At 76.1% G+C, this 19,659-nt stretch carries 7 protein-coding genes; all 7 read left to right on the forward strand.

Translation table 11 applies throughout. The features are described from left to right. Nucleotides 1-100 precede the first annotated feature (100 nt). The 7 genes from M8C11_RS07290 to M8C11_RS07320 all read left to right on the forward strand — a co-directional run bounded on the left by M8C11_RS07290 (nt 101) and on the right by M8C11_RS07320 (nt 19,658). The gene (locus M8C11_RS07290) at nt 101-493 is read left to right on the forward strand and encodes a DUF2267 domain-containing protein (RefSeq protein ID WP_091427199.1); all 393 of its coding nucleotides are present in this window, start codon (nt 101-103) and stop codon (nt 491-493) included. Between the two features lie 328 nt (nt 494-821). Next, nucleotides 822-4,283 carry an AMP-binding protein gene (locus M8C11_RS07295; RefSeq protein ID WP_252448935.1) on the forward strand — a complete coding sequence of 1,154 codons (3,462 nt, stop codon included), beginning with the start codon at nt 822-824 and terminating at the stop codon, nt 4,281-4,283. Further along, nucleotides 4,280-7,390 carry a thioesterase domain-containing protein gene (locus M8C11_RS07300; protein WP_252448936.1) on the forward strand — a complete coding sequence of 1,037 codons (3,111 nt, stop codon included), beginning with the start codon at nt 4,280-4,282 and terminating at the stop codon, nt 7,388-7,390. The genes M8C11_RS07295 and M8C11_RS07300 overlap by 4 nt, the downstream gene beginning before the upstream one ends. Then, nucleotides 7,387-9,693: a lantibiotic dehydratase gene (locus tag M8C11_RS07305; protein ID WP_252448938.1), complete on the forward strand. Its 2,307-nt coding sequence runs from the start codon at nt 7,387-7,389 to the stop codon at nt 9,691-9,693. Before M8C11_RS07300 ends, M8C11_RS07305 begins: the two co-directional genes overlap by 4 nt. Further along, on the forward strand, nt 9,690-13,193 hold the full coding sequence (locus tag M8C11_RS07310; RefSeq protein ID WP_252448940.1) for an amino acid adenylation domain-containing protein: 3,504 nt from the start codon (nt 9,690-9,692) through the stop codon (nt 13,191-13,193). Before M8C11_RS07305 ends, M8C11_RS07310 begins: the two co-directional genes overlap by 4 nt. A gap of 29 nt (nt 13,194-13,222) precedes the next feature. Then, a complete protein-coding gene (locus tag M8C11_RS07315; protein ID WP_252448941.1) occupies nt 13,223-18,673 on the forward strand; it encodes a type I polyketide synthase in 5,451 nt (1,816 codons plus the stop codon). 31 nt (nt 18,674-18,704) lie between these two features. Continuing rightward, the gene (locus M8C11_RS07320; RefSeq protein WP_252448943.1) at nt 18,705-19,658 is read left to right on the forward strand and encodes a TauD/TfdA family dioxygenase; all 954 of its coding nucleotides are present in this window, start codon (nt 18,705-18,707) and stop codon (nt 19,656-19,658) included. Nucleotide 19,659: the final 1 nt, after the last annotated feature.

A 19,659-nucleotide genomic window follows, 5' to 3' on the forward strand; every position in this document is an offset into this window, starting at 1 on the left:
CGCCTCCCGGTGGGTGGGGCGTTTGGCCGGAGCGGGGGCGGGTACCCGCCGGGGCCGACCGCGTGGCGTGGTGCCCACCGGCGGCGAGGGGAGGGGTGGGATGCGGTTCCCCCTGTTCGTCGAGGCGGTGGCGCGGCGGGCCGAGTTGCCCACCGACGAGGCCGCGACCGTCTCGCGTGCGGTGTTGCAGACCCTCGCCGACCGGATCACCGCGGACGAGGCGACGGACCTGGCCGCGCAGTTGCCGGACGACGTGGGCGGCTATCTGGAGCCCGGCGGCACGGCCACCACCGGCGGCGCGGTGGACTTCCTGTACCGCGTGGCCGAACGCGCGGCGGTGGACCCGGCGGTCGCCGAGGTGGGCGCGGTCGCGGTGCTCGCCACGTTGCGCGACACGGTGACGGTGGGGGAGTTCCACGACCTCGTCGCGCAGCTCCCGAAGGGCTTCGACGCCATGGTGGACCCCATCCCACGGCCGCCGTACGATGTCTGAGCAGGCTCCCCGAGAGCGGGTTGAGCTGCGGCACCGAGGCCGTCTGCGGCGAAGATTCGACGGCCTGGAAGTATTTTCACCGTAAAATAACTTGTCGCCCGTCACGTACGCTGTAAATCGTCTACGCGCTAGAGGGATGATCGGACGAATTCCTCCGTCCGAGGTTCCAAGGTGCCGTCCCCTCTTCGGCTCAAGCCTCATCGCCGCTCTTCCGGCGCAGGAATCGAGCCATATTCTGCTTCCAATGTGAAGTCCTGGGGGGGATCAATGATCACATTCGTCGATTGCTGCCTGCCTGCCCTCTGTGGAGCGCAACCCGCATCCTGACATGGCAGAGACGATGATCATCAATCGTTTCGGCGCGATCTCGGCGGTACACGGCGGACGTCCGGCACTTCTCGGTGAGACCCACGAGGTCACCTACACCGAGCTGGCCGGGGCGGCCGGCGGGCACGCTGCCGTGTTCGCCGCCGCGGGCCTGCGCGCCGGAGACCGGATCGCGCTGCTCACCGCACACGGTGCACCGACCGTGGCGGCGCTTCTCGGCGCCCTCGCGACCGGATGCGCGTACGTGCCGCTGGACCCGGGCTTCCCGGTCGCCCGGCTGCGCCACATGGTCGACGCCGCCGGCGTCACCGCCGTGGCCTGCGCCGCCGAGCACCGCGACCTGGCGTCCACACTGGCCGGCGAGCGCCCGGTCGTCGCGCTGGACGAGGTGCCGCCGGCCCCGCTGCACCCGGTCGCGGCCGACCCGGACGCGCTCGCGTACGTGCTGTTCACCTCCGGCTCCACCGGCGTGCCCAAGGCGGTCGGGCAGACCCACCGCAACCTCGCCCACGTCGTCGACAACCAGATCGCCGCGCTCGGCGTCGGCCCGGACGACCGGCTCAGCCTGCTCGCGTCGTTCAGCTTCGACGCCGCCATCCCCGACCTCTACCCGGCGCTGCTCACCGGCGCCGCCGTCGTCCCGGTCGACCTGCGCCGCCACGGGCTGGCGCACGCCGTCGACCAGCTCGACCGGCACCGCGCCACGGTGCTGCACTGCACGCCCACCGTCTACCGCTTCCTGTTCGACACGCTCGGCTCGCGCCGCCTGCCCACCGTGCGGGCGGTGCTGCTCGGCGGCGAGCAGGCCACCTGGACCGACGCGGCCCGCGGCCGGGACCGGTTCGCCCCCGACTGCGTGCTCGTCAACGGCTATGGCGCCACCGAGATGACGTTCGCCGCCCGGCACGTCCAGCCGCTGTCCGAGGTGGACCCGGACGCCCGCGGGCCGCTGCCGGTGGGCGTCGCGTTCCCCGGCTACCGGCTGGACCTCGCCCCGGACACCGGCGAGATCGTGGTCCGCAGCCGCCACCTCGCCCCCGGCTACCTCAACCAGGACAGCGACCGGTTCGGCGTCGACGCCGACGGGGTGCGGTCGTACCGCACCGGTGACCTGGGCCGGCTGCTGCCCGGCGGGGAACTGGTCTGCCTCGGCCGGCTCGACCGGCAGGTCAAGGTGCGCGGGCACCGGGTCGAGCTGACCGAGATCGAGGCGGTGCTGTCCGCCCAGCCCGGCGTCGCGGGCGTCCGCGCCGTCGTCCGCGACGGCGAACTGCTCGCGTACGCCCGGCCGGCCGGAACCCGCCCGGACCCGGCGGTGCTGCGCGCCGCGCTGACCGCCGCGCTGCCCGGCTACGCGGTGCCCCGCGCGGTGGTGGTGGTCGACGAGTTCCCGCTCACCGTCACCGGCAAGATCGACGAGCGGGCGCTGCCCGACCCGGTCACCGAGGTGCCCGCCGGCGAGGCCCCGGCCACCGACACCGAACGCGCCGTGCACGACATCTGGTGCGCGGTGCTGGGCCGCGACGCGGTCGCCCGCACCGCCAGCTTCTTCGACGTGGGCGGGCAGTCGCTGCTGCTGGGTCAGGTGCAGCAGCGCCTCGCCGAGCGGTTCGGCGTACGCCTGCCGATGCTTCGCCTGTTCGACCACCCGAGCGTCGCCGCCCAGGCGGCGCTGCTGGACGCCCCGCCCGAGGCGGTCCGCGCCCCGGTGCTGCCCGCGCCCGCCGCGCCGGTGCGCGCCGCCCGCGAGTACACCGGCGACGAGATCGCCGTGGTCGGCGTCGCCGGGCGGTTCCCCGGCGCGCCCGACGTGGCCACGTTCTGGTGGAACCTGTGCACCGGCGTCGACTCGGTGCACGACCACACCGACGAGGAACTGGCCGCGCTCGGTGTCGGCCCCGCCCTGCGCGCCGACCCCCGGCACGTCCGCGCCACCGGCCGCCTGGACGGGGTGGCCGACTTCGACGCCGAGTTCTTCGGCTTCGGCGCCGACGAGGCGGCCCGTACCGACCCGCAGCACCGGCTGTTCCTGGAGACCGCCTGGGAGGCGCTGGAGGACGCCGGTCACGACCCGGCGCGCTTCCCCGGACTCGTCGGCGTCTACGCCGCCACCTCGGCCAACCGCTACTTCCTGTTCCACCTCATGGACAACCCGGCGGTGGTCGGCGACGTCGACCCGGACGACTGGGAGGCCCGGCTCGTCGGCCGCCAGTTCACCGACCACCTGCCCGGGCAGGTGGCCTACCGGCTCGGCCTGACCGGCCCGGCGATGGCCGTGCAGAGCGCCTGCTCCAGCTCGCTCGTCGCGGTGTGCGTGGCCGCGCAGAGCCTCGCCGACTACCAGTGCGACCTGGCGCTGGCCGGCGGGTCCACGGTGATGTGGCCCCGGCACCGGTCGGGCGGCCTCGCCTCGCCCGACGGCCGGTGCCGCGCCTTCGACGAGGCCGCCGCCGGCTCCGGCTTCGGCTCCGGCGCGGGCGTGGTGGCGTTGCGCCGGCTCGCCGACGCGCAGGCCGACGGCGACCGCATCTACGCGATCCTGCCCGGCTGGGCGGTCACCAACGACGGCCCGGACCGGGCCGGCTTCGCCGTGCCCGGCCCGGCCGGGCAGGCCGCCGCCGTCGCGAACGCGCTCGCCACCGCCGAGGTCGCGCCCGGCGAGGTCCGCTTCGTCGAGGGCCACGGCAGCGGCACGCCACTTGGCGACGCCATCGAGGTGGCCGCGCTGCACGAGGTGTACGCGGGCGCCGCGCCCGCCGAGTCCACGGCGCTCGGCTCGGTGAAGACCAACATCGGCCACCTCGACGCCGCCGCCGGCATCGCCGGGCTGATCAAGACGGTGCTGGCCGTCCGGCACGGGGTGATCCCGCCGAACCTGCACTTCACCCGCCCGCACCCGGAGATCGACCTGACCGCCGGACCGTTCTACGTGCCCACCAAGGCGCGGGACTGGCCGGACGACGCGCGCCGGGTCGCCGGGGTGAGCGCGTTCGGCCTGGGCGGCACCAACGCGCACGTCGTGGTGGAACAGCCGCCGCCCGCCGAGCCGGCCGATCCGCCCGGCGAGGGACCGTGGCTGCTGCCCGTCTCCGCGCGTACCCCGGCGGCGCTGCGGGCCGCGCTGGCCCGCCTGCGCGGCCACCTCGCCGGGGCCGCCCCGGCACTGTCCGACGTGGCCGCCACGCTGGCGCTGGGCCGGCGGACGTTCGCCCACCGGGCGGCGGTGGTCGCCGCCGACCTGCCGGCCGCGCTGTCCGCGCTGGACGTGCTGCTGGACTCCGGCGCCCGCATCGCCGGTGACGGTGGCCCGCTGCGCGAGACGGCCGCCGAGTGGGTCGCCGGGCGCGACGTCGACTGGCACGCGCTGCACCCCGAGGGCACGGTCCGGCGCACCGGACTGCCCACCTACCCGTTCCAGCGCCGCCGGCACTGGATCGACCCCGTGCAGAGAGGTCCGCGGTGAACTGGTTCGTCTCCGCCGGAAGCCGACCCGAGGCGCCGGTGCGGTTGTTCTGCCTGCCCTACGCCGGAGCGGGCGCCAGCGCGTTCCGGCGCTGGGCGGCCGAGTTCGGTGCGGACGTCGACGTGGTGCCGGTGCAACTGCCCGGCCGGGAGAACCGGATCACCGAGGACCCCCGCTTCAGCGTCGCCGAGGTGGCCGACGCCATCGCCTCCCGCGCCGACCGCCCGTACGCGATCTACGGCCACTCGATGGGCGGACGGCTCGGCTTCGACGTGGTCCGCGAGCTGCGCCGCACCGGCCGCCCGCTGCCGCTGCGGCTCTACGTCGGCGGCGCCCGTGCCCCGCACGTCGCCACGCCCGGCCCGTTCGACGGCCTGTCCCGGGCCGGCGACGACGAGCTGCTGCGCCGCCTCGGCGAGGGCGGCGGCCTCCCCGCCGAACTGCTCGACCACCCCGAGCTGGTGGAACTGCTGCTGCCGCTGCTGCGCGCCGACTTCGGCCGGGTCGACGACTACCGCCACGTGCCGGGCGAGCCGCTGCCGGTGCCGATCGTCGTGTTCGCCGGCCGCACCGACCGGGCGGTCAGCCGCGAGCAGAGCGCCGCCTGGGCCGAGCACACCGCGGCCGGGTTCACCCTGCACGAGCTGGACGGCGGGCACTTCTTCCTGCACGACCGGCTGACCGAGCTGGCCGCGCTGATCCGGGCCGACCTGACCGCCGCGCCCATCGACACCCGCCCCGGCACGCCGGACGCGGGTCCGGACCCGGTGCGCGCCGCCGGTCGCGGGACCGCCGGCGCCGCGCACCGGGTTCCGCTCGGCGACACCGGCTGGTCGGTGTGGCGCGACGCGATGCTGCGGACCACCGGGTTCCCGGCCGACGGGCTGGACCTGTTCACCGCGCCCCGGGCCGCCGCGGCGGCCGACGAGCTGCTGGCCACCGGCGCCGGCGAGGACCGGTTCACCAAGGAGTTCGAGGAGGCGCTGCGCGCCGGCGCGCAGCGGTTCAGCGAGCTGGCCGCCGACCCGCTGCTGCGCGAGGCGGTCACCTGGCAGAACCGGGGCGCGCTGGTCGCGTTCGACGGGCTGGTCCGCGGCGGCGCCGACGCGGCCCGCAACGTGCGCCGCCGGGACCGGGAACGGGCCCTGCTCAAATACTGGCAGCGCTACTGCGGCAAGAACGAGACGGTCGGCTTCTTCGGCCCCAGCTGCTGGGTCACAGTCGATCCCGCGCAGCCGGAGGTTGCCCGAGTCAACCCCGGCGACAGCCTGACCCGGCGGCGCTGGGTGTGGTTCGAGTCGTGGGCGCTGTCCGCGTACGCCGAACGGATCGGCGCGGACCTGGCGGTGCGCCGGTGGTGGCCGCCCATGCTGCGGGCCCACCTGGCGGTCCGGGACCGGGACGTGCTGCGGCCCGGCCGCCCACCGCTGACGCTGACCCCGGTGGAGGCCGCGCTGCTGCGCGCGGCCGACGGCCGGCGCGCCGCCGCCGACCTGGTCGCCGACCCGGCGATCGGGCTGCGCCGCCTGGAGGACGGCTACGCGCTGCTCGACCGGCTCGTCGAGCGGGAACTGATCACCTGGGACGCGGCCCTGCCGGTGAGCCCGGACGCCGAGCGGGTGCTGGCCGACCGGATCGACGCGATCGGCGACGAGCCGGCCCGCGCGGCCGCCCGCGCCGGGTTCGACCGGCTGCGCGCCGCCCGCGACGACGTCGCCGCCGCGGCCGGCGACGCGGACCGGCTGCGGACCGCCCTGGACGCCCTCGACGCCACGTTCACCGAGCTGACCGGCGTGCCCGCGGTGCGCCGGGCCGGACAGATGTACGCCGGCCGCACGGTCTGCTACGAGGACAGCGCCCGGGACCTGGACGTGGTGTTCGGCGCGCCGCTGCTGGCCGAGCTGGCCGCCCCGCTGGACGTGCTGCTGCGCGCCGCCCGCTGGCTGGCCAACGCGCTCGCCCGCGCCTACCTGGACGTGCTGCGCGGCCTGTACGAGGAACTGCGCGCCGAGTCCGGCGCCCCGGTTCCCCTGGCCGACCTGTGGTTCCTCGCCCAGGGGATGTTCTGGGGCGACGGGGACCGGCCGGTCGACGCGGTCGCGGCGGACTTCGCCGCCCGCTGGGCCGGACTGTTCGGCCTGGACACGCTGCCCGCCGGCACCACCGACGTGCGGCTGCGCGCGGCCGACCTCGCCGGCCGGATCGACGCGGTGTTCCCCGGCGACGGGCCCGAGTGGTCCAACGCCGCCATGCACAGCCCCGACCTGCAGATCTGCGCCACCGACGCGGACGCGCTGCGGCGCGGCGAGTACACGGTGGTGCTCGGCGAACTGCACGCCGCCTGGTCGTCGTTCGACTGCGCGGTGTTCACCCCGTCGCACCCGGACGTGGAGCGGCTGCGCGACGCGCTCGCGGTGGACATGGGGCAGCGGCGGGTCCGGCTGCTGTTCCCGGCGGACTGGCCGCGGCGGACCAGCCGTACCGCCGAGTCGCTGACCGGCCCGGCCGACCGGCACCTGGCGTTCCTCGACGCGCCGGGCGCCGACCCGGCCCGCGTGCTGCCCACAGTCGACCTGGTCGTCGACGAGGTCGACGGCGAACTGGTCGCCACCGCCTCGGACGGGCAGCGCTGGCCGCTCGTCGAGATCTTCGCCGAGCCGCTCAGCGCGCACGCCGTGGACGGGTTCAAGCTGGTCGCCGCCGCGCCGTACACGCCCCGGATCACCGTGGACCGGCTGGTGCTGGCCCGGCAGACGTGGCGGACCACAGTGGGCGAGAGCGGCCTCGCCGTGCCCAACGGCGAGCGGGACCGGTTCCTCGCCGTCCGGGACTGGCGCCGCCGCCTCGGCCTGCCCGAGCAGGTGTACGTCAAGCTCGGCACCGAGACCAAGCCCTGCTTCGTGGACCTGTCCGCGCCGGCGTTCGCCACCACGCTCTGCGCGATGGTGCGCGCCGCCCGGGTCGACGGCGGTGACGACGTCTCGTTCACGGTGAGCGAGATGCTGCCCGCACCGGATCAGGCGTGGGTGCCCGACGGGCAGGGCCGCCGCTACTTCAGCGAGCTGCGCCTGCACATCGCCGACGCCCGGCGGGAGGACCACCGGTGAGCCACCTGCTGCCCCTGGGCGAGACCGGCTGGTCGGTGTGGCGGGACGTGGTCCTGCGTACCGCCGGTTTCCCGGCCGCCGGGCTGGACCGGTTCGCCGCGCCGGACTGCGCCGCCGCCGCGGACGCGCTGCTCGCCGGCGACACCGGCCCCGAGGTGTTCGGCAAGGCGCTGGCCGAGGCGTTCGCCGATTCGTCGGCGGTGGCCGGCGAGCTGGCCGCCGACCCGCTGCTGCGCGAGGCGGTGACCTGGCAGAACCCGGACATGCTCATCGCGCTGGACGGGCTGCTGCGCACCGACCCGCAGGTCCGCAACGTCCGCCGCCGCAAGCGCGAGCTGAGCCTGCTGCGCTACTGGCAGCGCTACTGCGGCAAGGCCGAGACCATCGGCTTCTTCGGCCCGGTCTGCTGGGGCACGTTCGACACCTCCCAGCGCGGCGTGCACACCGTGCCCGGTGAGGCGCTCGTGCACCGGCGCCGGGTGTACTTCGAGGCCTGGGCGCTCATCGCGTACGCCGACCGGCTCGCCGACGACCTCGCGGTGCGCCGCTGGTGGGCGCCCGCCCTGCAACCGCACCTGACCGTCGCCGGGCGGGAACTGCGCTGGCCGCTGCACCCGCCGATCGCGCTCACCCCGGTCGAGGCGCTGGTGCTCGGCGCCTGTGACGGACGCACGCCCGCGGTGGAGCTGGCGCAGCGGCTGTGCGACGCCGGCGAGGTGCACGGCGCCGACGACGTCTACCTGCTGCTGGACCGCTGGGTCGAGCGCGGCCAGCTCAACTGGGGCGCCAACCTGCCGATCGCGCCGGACGCCGAGCACGTGCTCACCGCGCGGATCGCCGCGATCGGCGACGAGCCGGTGCGCGCCGCGACGGCGGCCGAGTTCGGCCGGCTGTGCGCCGCCCGCGACGAGGTGGCCGCCGCGGCCGGCGACCCGGACCGGCTCGGCGCCGCGCTCGCCGCGCTCAACGCACAGTTCACCGCCGTCACCGGCCGCCCGGCCACCCGGCACAGCGGGCAGATGTACGCCGCCCGCACCGTCTGCTACGAGGAGACCGCCCGCGACCTGGAGTTCCGGATCGGGTCGGCGGTGCTCGACGCGCTCGCCGAGCCGATGGCGGTGGTGCTGCGTACCGCCCGCTGGTTCACCACCGAGGTGGCCGCCCGCTGCGGCGACCTCTTCACCGAGCTGCACGAGGAACTCGCCGCCGACGGCGGGCCGGTGCGGCTGGCCGACCTGTGGCTGCTGGCCCAGGGCACGCTCGTCGCCCCGGACGGCCCGATCGGCCGGGCCGGCGCCACGCTCACCGCACGCTGGGCCGAGCTGTTCGGCCTGGCCGACCTGCCCGAGGGGCAGGCGGAACTGCGGCTGCGCGCCGTGGACCTGACCGAGCGGGCCCGGGAGCTGTTCCCGGCGACGCGGCCCGGCTGGCCGTCGGCCCGCCTGCACAACCCGGACGTGCAGCTCAGCGCCGTCTCCCCGGAGGCCGTCGAGCGCGGCGACTTCCTGCTGGTGCTCGGCGAGCTGCACCCGGCCTCGGTCGCCTTCGACAGCGCGGTGCTCAGCCCGTTCCACCCGGACCCGGCCGCGCTGCGCGCCGACCTCGACGCCGACCTGGGCCCGGCCCGGCTGCGGGTGCTCTGGCCGGACAGCTTCCCCCGCCGCACCACCCGCACCACGTACGCGCTGACCGGCCCCGAGGACCGCCAGCTCGGCATCGACACCGCGCACGGCGCCGACGTGGACCGCCTGGTCCCGGCCACCGCCGTGGTGGTCGAGCGCACCGGCGACCAGCTCACCGCCGTCTTCCCCGACGGCGCCCGCTGGCCGCTGATGGAGGTGTTCGCCACGCTGCTCGGCTCGCTGCTGCTTGATGCGTTCAAGCTGCTCGGCGCCGCCGCGTACACGCCCCGCATCACCATCGACCGGCTGGTCGTGGCCCGGCGCACCTGGCGCACCACGGCCGGGGCGTGCGGGCTGGGCGGCCACCCCGACGAGACCGCCCGCTACCTGGCGGTACGCCGCTGGCGGGCCGAGACGGGCCTGCCCGAACGGGTCTTCGTCAAGGTCGGCACCGAGGTCAAACCGTGCTACGTGGACCTGACCGGTCCGCTGTACGCGCAGTCGCTGTGCGCGATGGTCGACGCCGCGCTGCGGACCGGGCCGGACGTGCCGGTGGTGGTCTCCGAACTGCTGCCCGCACCCACCGAGGCCTGGGTGCCCGACGCCCGGGGCCGCGGTTACGTCAGCGAACTGCGCCTCCAGATCACCGACCCGGCCGAGCACCTTGGAGCACTCCGGTGACCGACACCCTGACCGTCAGCGCCGTCCACGGCCCGGACCTGCCCTGGCCGGACGCCACCCTCGCCGGCCTGATCACCGCGCAGGCGGCCCGCACCCCCGACGCGGTGGCGGTGCGCCAGTGGGACACCCGGCTCACCTACCGGCAGCTCGTCGACCGGGCCGCCGGGGTGGCCGCCGCGCTGCGCGGGCACGGCGTCGGCCGGGGCGACCGGGTCGGCGTGTGCGGCTCGCGTACCCCCGACCTGGTGGTCACGGTGGTCGGCGTGCTGCTCGCCGGCGCCGCGTACGTGCCGCTGGAGCCGGGCGGCCCCCGGGCCCGGCTGCGCGGGATCGCCCGCGACGCCGGCGTCCGGGTGGTGGTCGGTGACGCGGCGGTCGCCGAGTTCGGCGACGAGCCCGGCGTGACGGCGCTCGGCCTGCCCGGCCCGGCCCCGCTCGCGCCCTGCCCGGCCCGCCCCGGCGACCCGGCGTACGTGCTGTTCACCTCCGGCTCCACCGGCCGCCCGAAGGGCGTGCTGACCACCCACCGCAACGCGGTCGAGTTCGTCACCGGCGTGAGCGCGCTGACCGGCGCCGACGCCTCGGTCCGCAGCCTCGGCATCGCCTCGCTCGGCTTCGACGCGGCCACCATGGACCTGTTCGTGCCGCTCACGCTCGGCGGCGCGGTGCAGCTGCTGGGCGCCGACGACCGGGCCGACCCGGTACGGCTGGCCCGGTTCGTCGCCGAGCACGAGGTGACCTGGGGCTTCATCACCCCGACCGTGCTGTCGCTGCTGGACCCGGCCGGGTTCCCGTCGTGGCGGGTGCTGCTCTGCGGCGGCGAGGCGGTCCCGGCCGAGCTGGTCGCCCGCTGGGCGCCGGGACGGCGGTTCCTCAACGGCTACGGCCCGACCGAGACCACGGTGCTGGCGGTCACCTGCGACCTCACCCCGGCCGACACCGACCCGATGCCGATCGGCCGGCCGCTGCCCAACCACCGGGCGTACGTGGTCGACGCCGACCTGCGCCCGGTGCCGGCGGGGGAGACCGGCGAGCTGCTGATCGGCGGCCCCGGCCTGGCCGACGGCTACCTGAACCGGCCCGGCCTGACCGCCGAGCGGTTCGTGCCCGACCCGTTCGGCGACGTGGCCGGCGAGCGGCTCTACCGCACCGGTGACTTGGTCCGGCAGGGCCCGGACGGCCGGATCGTCTACCTCGGCCGCGCCGACCGGCAGGTGAAGGTGCGCGGCCAGCGCATCGAACTGGGCGAGATCGAGGCCGTGCTGGCCGCCTGCCCCGGCGTCGAGCGGGTCGCGGTGGAGGCGGTGCCCGGCCCGGCCGGCGCCGAGCTGGTCGCGTTCCTCACCCCGGCCGGCGCGCCGGACGACGACGAGCTGCGGGCGTACGCGGCGACGCGGCTGACCACCGCGATGCTGCCGGCCCGGACGGTGCGGCTGGACGCGCTGCCGGTCAGCGCCACCACCGGCAAGCTGGATCGGCCGGCGCTGCGCGAGCTGGCCGCGACCGCCCCGGCCGGCGTGGCCGACGCCCCCGCCGACGACGACCCGGTGACGGCCGCGGTCCGGCGCGTCTGGACCCGGCTGCTCGGCGCGGCACCCGCCCCGGACAGCGACTTCCTCGCCGCCGGCGGCAACTCCGTCGCCGCGATGCGGCTGGTCGCCGCGCTGCGCGCCGAGCTGGGCCGGCAGGTCGACACGCGGGTGCTGTTCGCCGACCGCACGTTCGCCGCGCTCGTGGACCGGGTCCGCGCCGCCGATCCCGCCGACGCCGACGGGCTCACCACCGGCAACCCGCCGACGCTGTCCCCGCCGCAGCGGCGGCTGTGGTTCATGGACCAGCTCGCCCCGTCCAGCGCGCCGTACAACATCGCCGTCGCGCACCGGCTGCGCGGGCCGCTGGACGTCACCGCGCTCGGCGCCGCGCTGCGGGCCGTCGCCGAACGGCACGACGTGCTGCGCTGGCGCATCCCGCAGAGCGGCGGCGTGCCGTACGCGGTCCGCGAGGAACCCACCGACGTGGCGGTGCCGGTGGTCGACCTGTCCGGCGCCGCCGACCCGGACGGCGAGCTGGCCGGCATGCTCGCGGCCGGCGCCGGGCACGCGTTCGACCTGGCCACCGGCCCGCCCTGGCAGGTGACCGTGTACCGGCTCGCCGCGCAGGAGCACGTGTTCGCGGTGACGGTGCACCACGCGGTCTTCGACGGCTGGTCCGAGGCGCTGCTCTACGACGAGCTGGCGCTCGCGTACGCCCGCGCGCTCGGCCGGTCCGTGCCGGGCCGCCCGCCGCTGCCCGCCACGTACGCCGACTACGCGGTGTGGCGCGCCGACCGGGACCGGCGCCGGGGCGAGACCGACCTGGCCTGGTGGACCGCGCACATGGCGGGCGCGCCCACAGTGCTGGACCTGCCCCGCGACCGTCCCCGCCCGGCCGTGCAGACGTACGCCGGCGCGGAGGCCGCGGTACGGCTGGACGGGACCGCCGACCGGGCCGTACGCGACCTGGCCACCCGGCGCGGCACCACTGTCGCGGCGGTGCTGCTGGCCGCGTTCGGCGAGCTGCTGCGCCGGGTCACCGGCGGCGACGAGCACGTGCTCGGCGCGATCGTCGCCGACCGGCGGCTGGCCGCGTTCGACGAGGTGATCGGGTTCTTCATCGACACCGTGCCGGTGCGGGTCCGCTCCGGCGGCGCGAGCTTCGCCGAGCAGGTCGACCGGGCCGCCGCCGAGCTGCACGAGGTCACCGCCCACCCGGGCGCGCCTCTGGAACGCGTCGTCGAGGCGCTGGGCGTGGGCCGGGACACCTCCCGCGCCCCGCTGGTGCAGGTGCTGTTCAACGTGCTCAACTTCGTCGCGCCCCGGCTGACGCTCACCGGCCTGGCCGTCGAGCCGGTGCCGGTGCCCAAGCCCGGGTCGCCGTTCGACCTGACCGTCTACGTCGTGGAGCGCGACGGGCGGGCCGGCGTCGAGGTGGTGCACAACCCGGACCTGTTCACCGGCGAGCGGATCGAAGCGCTCCTGGCCGACCTGGCCGCCCTGGTCGGCGCGCTCGCCGCCGACCCGGACGCCCCGGCCGCCGAGGTCGCGCCCGAGCTGCCCCGCCCGGCGGTACGGGTCGCGGCGCTCGGCGCGATGACCGTCGCGACGGCCGAACCGGCCCGCGCGCCGCTGCCCGCCGGCTCGGACGCGCTCACCGCGACCGAGGAGCTGATCGCCGGGATCTGGCGGGACGTGCTCGGCCGCGACCAGGTGGGCGTGAGCGACAACTTCTTCGACATCGGCGGCCACTCGATGGCCCTGGCCGCCGTGCACGCCCGGCTCACCGAGGCCACCGGCCGCTCGATCACCATGCTCGACCTGTTCCGCCACCCGACCGTGCGGGCGCTCGCCGCCAGCCTCGACGGGGCCGCCGACCGGCCGGAGCTGGCCCGCGCCGCGATGCGCGCCGCAGCCCGGCGGGGCCGCGCCCGCCGTACCCCGCCACCCCGCCGACCTCACCCGTGACGCGATCCCTTGTGAATGAAGGAACCCCCATGCAGAACGACATTCCGGCCGACGACGGCGTCGAGCCCATCGCCATCGTCGGGCTCGCCGCCCGCCTGCCCGGCGCGGCCGACGTCGACGAGTTCTGGCGCAACCTGGTCGACGGCGTGGAGTCGACGACCGAGCTGACCCGCGAGGAGCAGCTCGCCCGCGGCGCCCAGCCGCAGGAGGTCGACGACCCGGGCTGGGTCAACCGCGCCCCGCTCGTGGACGGCTACGACGAGTTCGACGCCGGCCTGTTCGGGATGACCGCCCGCGAGGCCGAGATCACCGACCCGCAGCACCGGCTGTTCCTGGAGACCTGCTACACCGCGTTGCAGGACGCCGGCTACGACCCGGGCCGCTACGACGGCGCGGTCGGCGTGTACGCCGGCACCGGCGGCAACACGTACATGCACCGCAACGTGCTGCGCAACAAGCGGGTCGGCGGGAACCCGCACGGCGCGGTCTCGCTGGCCACCGGCAACTCGCCGAACTACGTGGCCACCAACGTGTCGTACCGGCTGGACCTGCGCGGGCCCAGCATGACCGTGCACACCGCCTGCTCCACCTCCCTGGTGGCGTTCCACCTGGCCTGCGAGGCGCTGCGCAACGGCGAGTGCGACATGGCCCTGGCCGGCGGCGTCAACATCGAGCTGCCGCACGTCGGCTACCTCGGCATGGACGGCTTCACCTCGCCGGACGGGCGGTGCCGCCCGTTCGACGCCGGAGCGAACGGCACGGTGTGGGGCAGCGGCGTGGGCGTGACGCTGCTCAAGCGGCTCTCCGACGCGATCGCCGACGGCGACACCATCCGCGCGGTCGTGCTCGGCAACGCGATCAACAACGACGGCGCCGGGAAGGTCGGCTTCACCGCCCCCAGCATCGACGGGCAGATGGAGGCCGTCGCCCAGGCCGTCGAGCTGGCCGGCGTCGACCCGCGCAGCATCAGCTACGTCGAGGCGCACGGCACCGGCACCGCGCTCGGCGACCCGATCGAGGTCGCCGCGCTGTCCGCCGTCTACACCAAGGACACCGACGAGCGCGGCTGGTGCGGCATCGGCTCGGTGAAGTCGAACATCGGCCACCTCAGCCAGCCCTCCGGCATCGTCAGCGTGATCAAGACGGTGCTGGCGATGGAACACGGCCTGATCCCGCCGACCATCAACTACGAGACGCCGAACCCGGCCATCGACTTCGCCGACACCCCGTTCTACGTGGCGAACACGCTGACCAAGTGGGACACCGACGGCGGTCCGCGCCGGGCCGGCGTCAGCTCCTTCGGCATCGGCGGCACCAACGCACACGTGGTGCTGGAGGAGGCCCCGGCCGCGGGCCGGCCCGAGCCGTCCGTCCGCCCGGCGCACCTGCTCCAGGTGTCGGCGAAGACCCCGACCGCGCTGGACACCGCCGTGCGGCGGCTCGCCGACCACCTGGAGAGCGGCAGCGACGTCGCGCTGGCCGACGTGGCGCACACGCTGCGCGTCGGCCGCCAGGTGTACGCCCACCGCGCCGCAGTGGTCGCCGGCGACCCGGCGTCCGCCGCCGCCGCGCTGCGCGAGCGGCGCAAGGGTCACCGGGGCGCCGCCGAGGGGCCCGTGCCCCGGGTGGCGTTCCTGTTCAGCGGCCAGGGCGCGCAGTACGCCGGGATGGGCGCCGAGCTGTACGCGCAGGACAGCGCGTACGCCGCCGCCGTCGACGAGTGCGCCGAGCTGCTCCGCCCCGAGCTGGGCCTGGACATCCGCGACCTGATCCTGGGCCGCGACCCGGAGGCGGCGGACAAGCTCACGCAGACCCGCTGGACCCAGCCCGCCCTGTTCACCGTCGAGTACGCGCTCGCCGCCGCCTGGCGGGCCGCCGGGGTGACCCCGGCCGCCATGATCGGCCACTCCATCGGCGAGTACGTGGCCGCGACGGTGGCCGGGGTGCTCGACCTCGCCGACGCGCTGCGCGTGGTGGCCGCCCGGGGCCGGCTCATGCACTCGCTGCCGGCCGGCTCGATGCTCGCGGTCACGCTGGACGAGTCGGAGGTGGCCGGCCGGCTGCCCGAGGGCCTGTCGGTGGCCACCGTCAACGGTCCCGGCACCTGCGTGGTCGCCGGTGAGACCGCGCTGGTGGAGGAGTTCGCGGCGAGCCTCGGCGGCAAGAACAAGTCGAAGGTGCTGCGCACCTCGCACGCGTTCCACTCGCCGATGATGGACCCGATCCTGGACGAGTTCACCGCGCTGATGGCGACGGTGCCGCTGCGCGCCCCGGCGGTGCCGTTCGTGTCGAACGTGACCGGCACCTGGATCACCGAGGCGCAGGCCACCGACCCGGCGTACTGGGCCGCGCACCTGCGCCGCCCGGTCCGCTTCGGCGCGTGCGTGGCCACGCTGCTCGCCGAGGGCACCTGGGCGCTCGTCGAGTGCGGCCCCGGCCGCCAGTTGGCCAATCTGGCCCGGATGCAGGTCGCCAAGGCCGGCGAGGCGCAGCGCGCGCTGACGCCGCTGGGCAGCCTGCCCGGCCCCGGCGAGCAGACCGGCGACGTGGCCGCGCTGCTCGGCACGGCCGGCGCGCTCTGGTGCGCCGGGGTGCCGGTGAGCCTCCCGGCCGACCCGCACGCGCGGCGGGTGCCGCTGCCCACGTACCCGTTCGAGCGGCGCCGCTACTGGATCGACCCGGACCCGGAGCAGGAGGTCGCCGCGGCGCCCGCCGAGACCGGCCCCCGCCCGCTGCCGGAGTGGTTCGCGGTGCCGGCGTGGCGGCAGGCCCCGCCGGTCCGCACGGCCGAGCCGCTGGGCCGCTGCCTGGTGCTGGCCGACGGCCCGCGCGGCGAGGCGCTCGTGGCCGCGTTGCGCGCCGCCGGTGACGACCCGGTCGAGGTACGCGCCGGCGAGGCGTTCACCGCCACCGCGAACGGCTTCCGGCTGCGTCCCGGCGTACGCGCCGACGCCGAGGAACTGGTCGCGGCGCTCGGCGCCGACCTGCCCCGGCGGATCGTGCACGCGTTCGCGCTCGACGGCGACCCGGCCGGGACCGACCCGGCGGCCGCCTGGGCGGCGCAGGAGCGCGGCTTCTTCGGCGCGCTGCACCTGGTGCAGGCCCTGGCCGGCGCCGGTGTGACGGCCGACGAGGCGGGCGTACGCCTGGACCTGGTCACCGCCGGCATCGGTGACGTACGCGGCGACGACCTGGTCCGCCCGGAGCACGCCACGCTGGCCGGCCTGGCCCGGGTGCTCCCGGCCGAGCTGCCCGGCCTGACCGTGCGGCTGCTCGACACCGACCCGGCCGCGCGCGGGGTGGCCGCCCTGGTGGCCGAGCTGCGCAGCCCGGTCGACGCGGAGCACCCGGAGGTGGCGCTGCGCGGCGACCGCCGCTGGCTGGCCGGCTACGAGCAGGTCACAGTGGCCGCCGAGGACGAGCCGGGCGTGCTGCGCGAGGAGGGCCGCTACCTGATCACCGGCGGTCTCGGCGGCATCGGCGTCACCCTGGCCGAGGACTTCGCCCGCCGGGCCCGCGCCAAGCTGGTGCTGCTGGCCCGTTCCGGGCTGCCCGAGCGCGACGACTGGGACGCCCACCTGGCGGTGCACGGCGGCGCCGACCGGGCCGGACGCGCCATCGCGGCGATCCGCCGGATGGAGGCCGCGGGCGCCGAGGTGCTGGTGCTGGCCGCCGACGTCACCGACGCGGACGACCTGCGCCGGGTCCGCGACGAGGCGGAGCGCCGGTTCGGCGGGCTGGACGGCATCGTGCACGCCGCCGGTCTGCCCGGCGGCGGCATGGCCGAGGTGAAGGAGCGCGACGAGGCGCGGCGCGTGCTGGCCCCGAAGCTGGCCGGCACCCTGGCGCTGGCCCGGGTCTTCGGTGACCTGCCGCTGGACTTCGTCGTGCTCTGCTCCTCGATCACCGCGGTGATCGGCGGGTTCGGCCAGGTCGACTACTGCGCCGCGAACAACTTCCTGGACGCGTTCGCGCGTTCCGGCACCGGGTTCCGCGCGCCGGTGGTGTCGCAGAACTGGGGCGGCTGGGCCGAGGTCGGCATGGCGGTGGAGACCGCCGCGCCGGCCGCGTTCCGGGCCGCCGGGCGGGACACCGTGACCACCGCGGTCGACCATCCGGTGCTCACCACGATGGTCGCCGGCCCGGACGGCACGGTGCTGCACGGCCTCGTCGCGGCGGACACGCACTGGCTGCTCGACGAGCACCGGATCGGCGGGGTGCCGGTGGTGCCGGGCACCGCCCACCTGGAGTCGGTGCGCGCCGCGGTGGTGGCCGCGCTGCCCGCGCCGGGGCCGGACGCCGCGGTGGAGCTGCGTGACGTGGTGTTCCTGGAGCCGTTCTCAGTGCCGGACGGCACCGTGGCCCAGTACCGGGTCGAGCTGACCCCGGCCGAGGACGGCACCGACTTCACCGTCGCCAGCCTCGCCGCCGGCCAGGCGCGCACCCACGTACGCGGCACCGCCGGGTGGACCACCGACGCGGCCCCGCCGGCCGCCGTCCCGGCGGTGGCCGGGCGGCGGGTCGACGACGACGCCTCGTTCGGCCGGGGACGCACCAGCATGCTCACGTTCGGGTCGCGCTGGGCGGCGCTGGCCGAGCACCACCTCGCCGACGGCGAGGAACTGGCCCGGGTGCAGGCACCCGCCGCCGCGCTCGGTGACCTGCCCTCCTGGGGCATGCACCCGGCGCTGCTGGACGTGGCGACCGCGTTCGGGCGCGGGCAGGGCTCCGGCACCTACCTGCCGCTGTCGTACGGCCGGATCGTGGTGCGCGGCGCGCTGCCGGCGACGTTCCACAGTCACCTGCGGCACCGGCCCGCCGCCACCGACGAGGTGGTCGCCGCCGACCTGTCGCTGCGCGACCCGGACGGGCGGGAGCTGGTCGCGATCAGCGACTTCGTGCTGCGCCGGGTCGACCAGGACGCGGTCGCCGGCAACCTGGCCGAGTCCCCGGCGGCGACCGGTGACGCCCCGGCGCCGGTCACCGAGGACATCCGCCCGGTCGACGGCGCGGAGGCGTTCCGCCGCAGCCTGGCCGCCGGTCTCGGCGCCCAGGTGGTGATCGCCACCCGCACCGTCGCCGACATCCGGCGCCGGGCGGCCCGGGTCACCACCGACAGCCTCGCGGAGGAGACCGACGCGCCGGCCGGTACGACGGCCGCCACCGGCGGCGGTTCGGCGGCGCCCGGCACCGAACTGGAGAAGACGATCGCCCAGGTGTGGCGCGACGGCCTCGGCGTCACCGACGTCGGCGTGGACGACGACTTCTTCGCCCTCGGCGGCAACTCGCTGGTCGCCGTGCAGCTCATCGCCGCCATGCGCAAGGCGACCGGCGTGCGGCTGCCGATGCGCAGCCTTTTCGAGACCCCCACGGTGGCCGGACTGGCCGCCCGGATCGAGGAGCTGCGCGCCGAGGCGCCCGCCGACGCACCGGCCGCCCCGGCGGCGATCCCGGCCATCCCGCGGCTGCCCCGCGGCTGACATCCCGACGCACACAAGGAGACACCGCACCATGAGCGAGACAACCGCGACGCTGCCGGTGGTCGTCGAGAGCGACGGCCGGGCGCTGACCGACCTGATCACGGCCCGGCGCGCCGAGCTGCGGGACACCCTCGTCGCCAGCGGGGGGCTGCTGTTCCGCGGCTTCGACGTGGGCGGCGTGGACGGCTTCGACCAGGCCGTCCGCGCGCTCGCCGGCGAGCCGCTGACCTACACCGAGCGCTCCTCGCCCCGGCACTCCATCAAGGGCCGGGTCTACACCTCGACCGACTACCCGCCGGACGAGGAGATCTTCCTGCACAACGAGAACTCGTACCAGGCGCGCTGGCCGCTGACGCTGTTCTTCTACTGCGTCACGCCGCCGCAGACCCAGGGTGCCACGCCGCTGGCCGACGTGCGCCGGGTCTACGAGCTGATCGACCCGGCGGTCCGGGAGGAGTTCATCCGCCGCCGGTGGATGCTCGTGCGCAACTTCCACGGCGACTTCGGCACCCGCTGGCAGGAGGTGTTCAACACCGAGAGCCGCGTCGAGGTCGAGGCGTACGCGGCGGACAACGGGATCACCGTGGAGTGGGTCGGCAAGGACGGCCTGCGTACCCGCGCGGTCCGCGACGTGGTGCACCACCGGCCCGGGTCGGACACACCGCGCTGGTTCAACCACGCCACGTTCTTCCACCTCAGCACCCTGCCGAAGGACTACCAGGAAGGGCTGCTGGCCATGTTCGGCGCCGACGGGCTGCCCTCGAACACCTACTACGGCGACGGCGCCGAGATCCCCGCCGACGTCATGGACCACCTGCGCGCCGCCTACCGGGCGGCCACCGTCCGCTTCGACTACCAGCGCGACGACGTGCTGGTGGTGGACAACATGACCGCCGCGCACGGCCGGGAACCGTTCACCGGTCCCCGCAAGATCGCCGTCGCGATGGCCGAGCCGCACACCCCCGAGAACGCAGGAGCGAACTGAC

Origin of the sequence: Micromonospora sp. CPM1 (assembly GCF_023896895.1) — a bacterium.
GTDB classification, from domain to species: Bacteria; Actinomycetota; Actinomycetes; order Mycobacteriales; family Micromonosporaceae; genus Micromonospora; species Micromonospora tulbaghiae.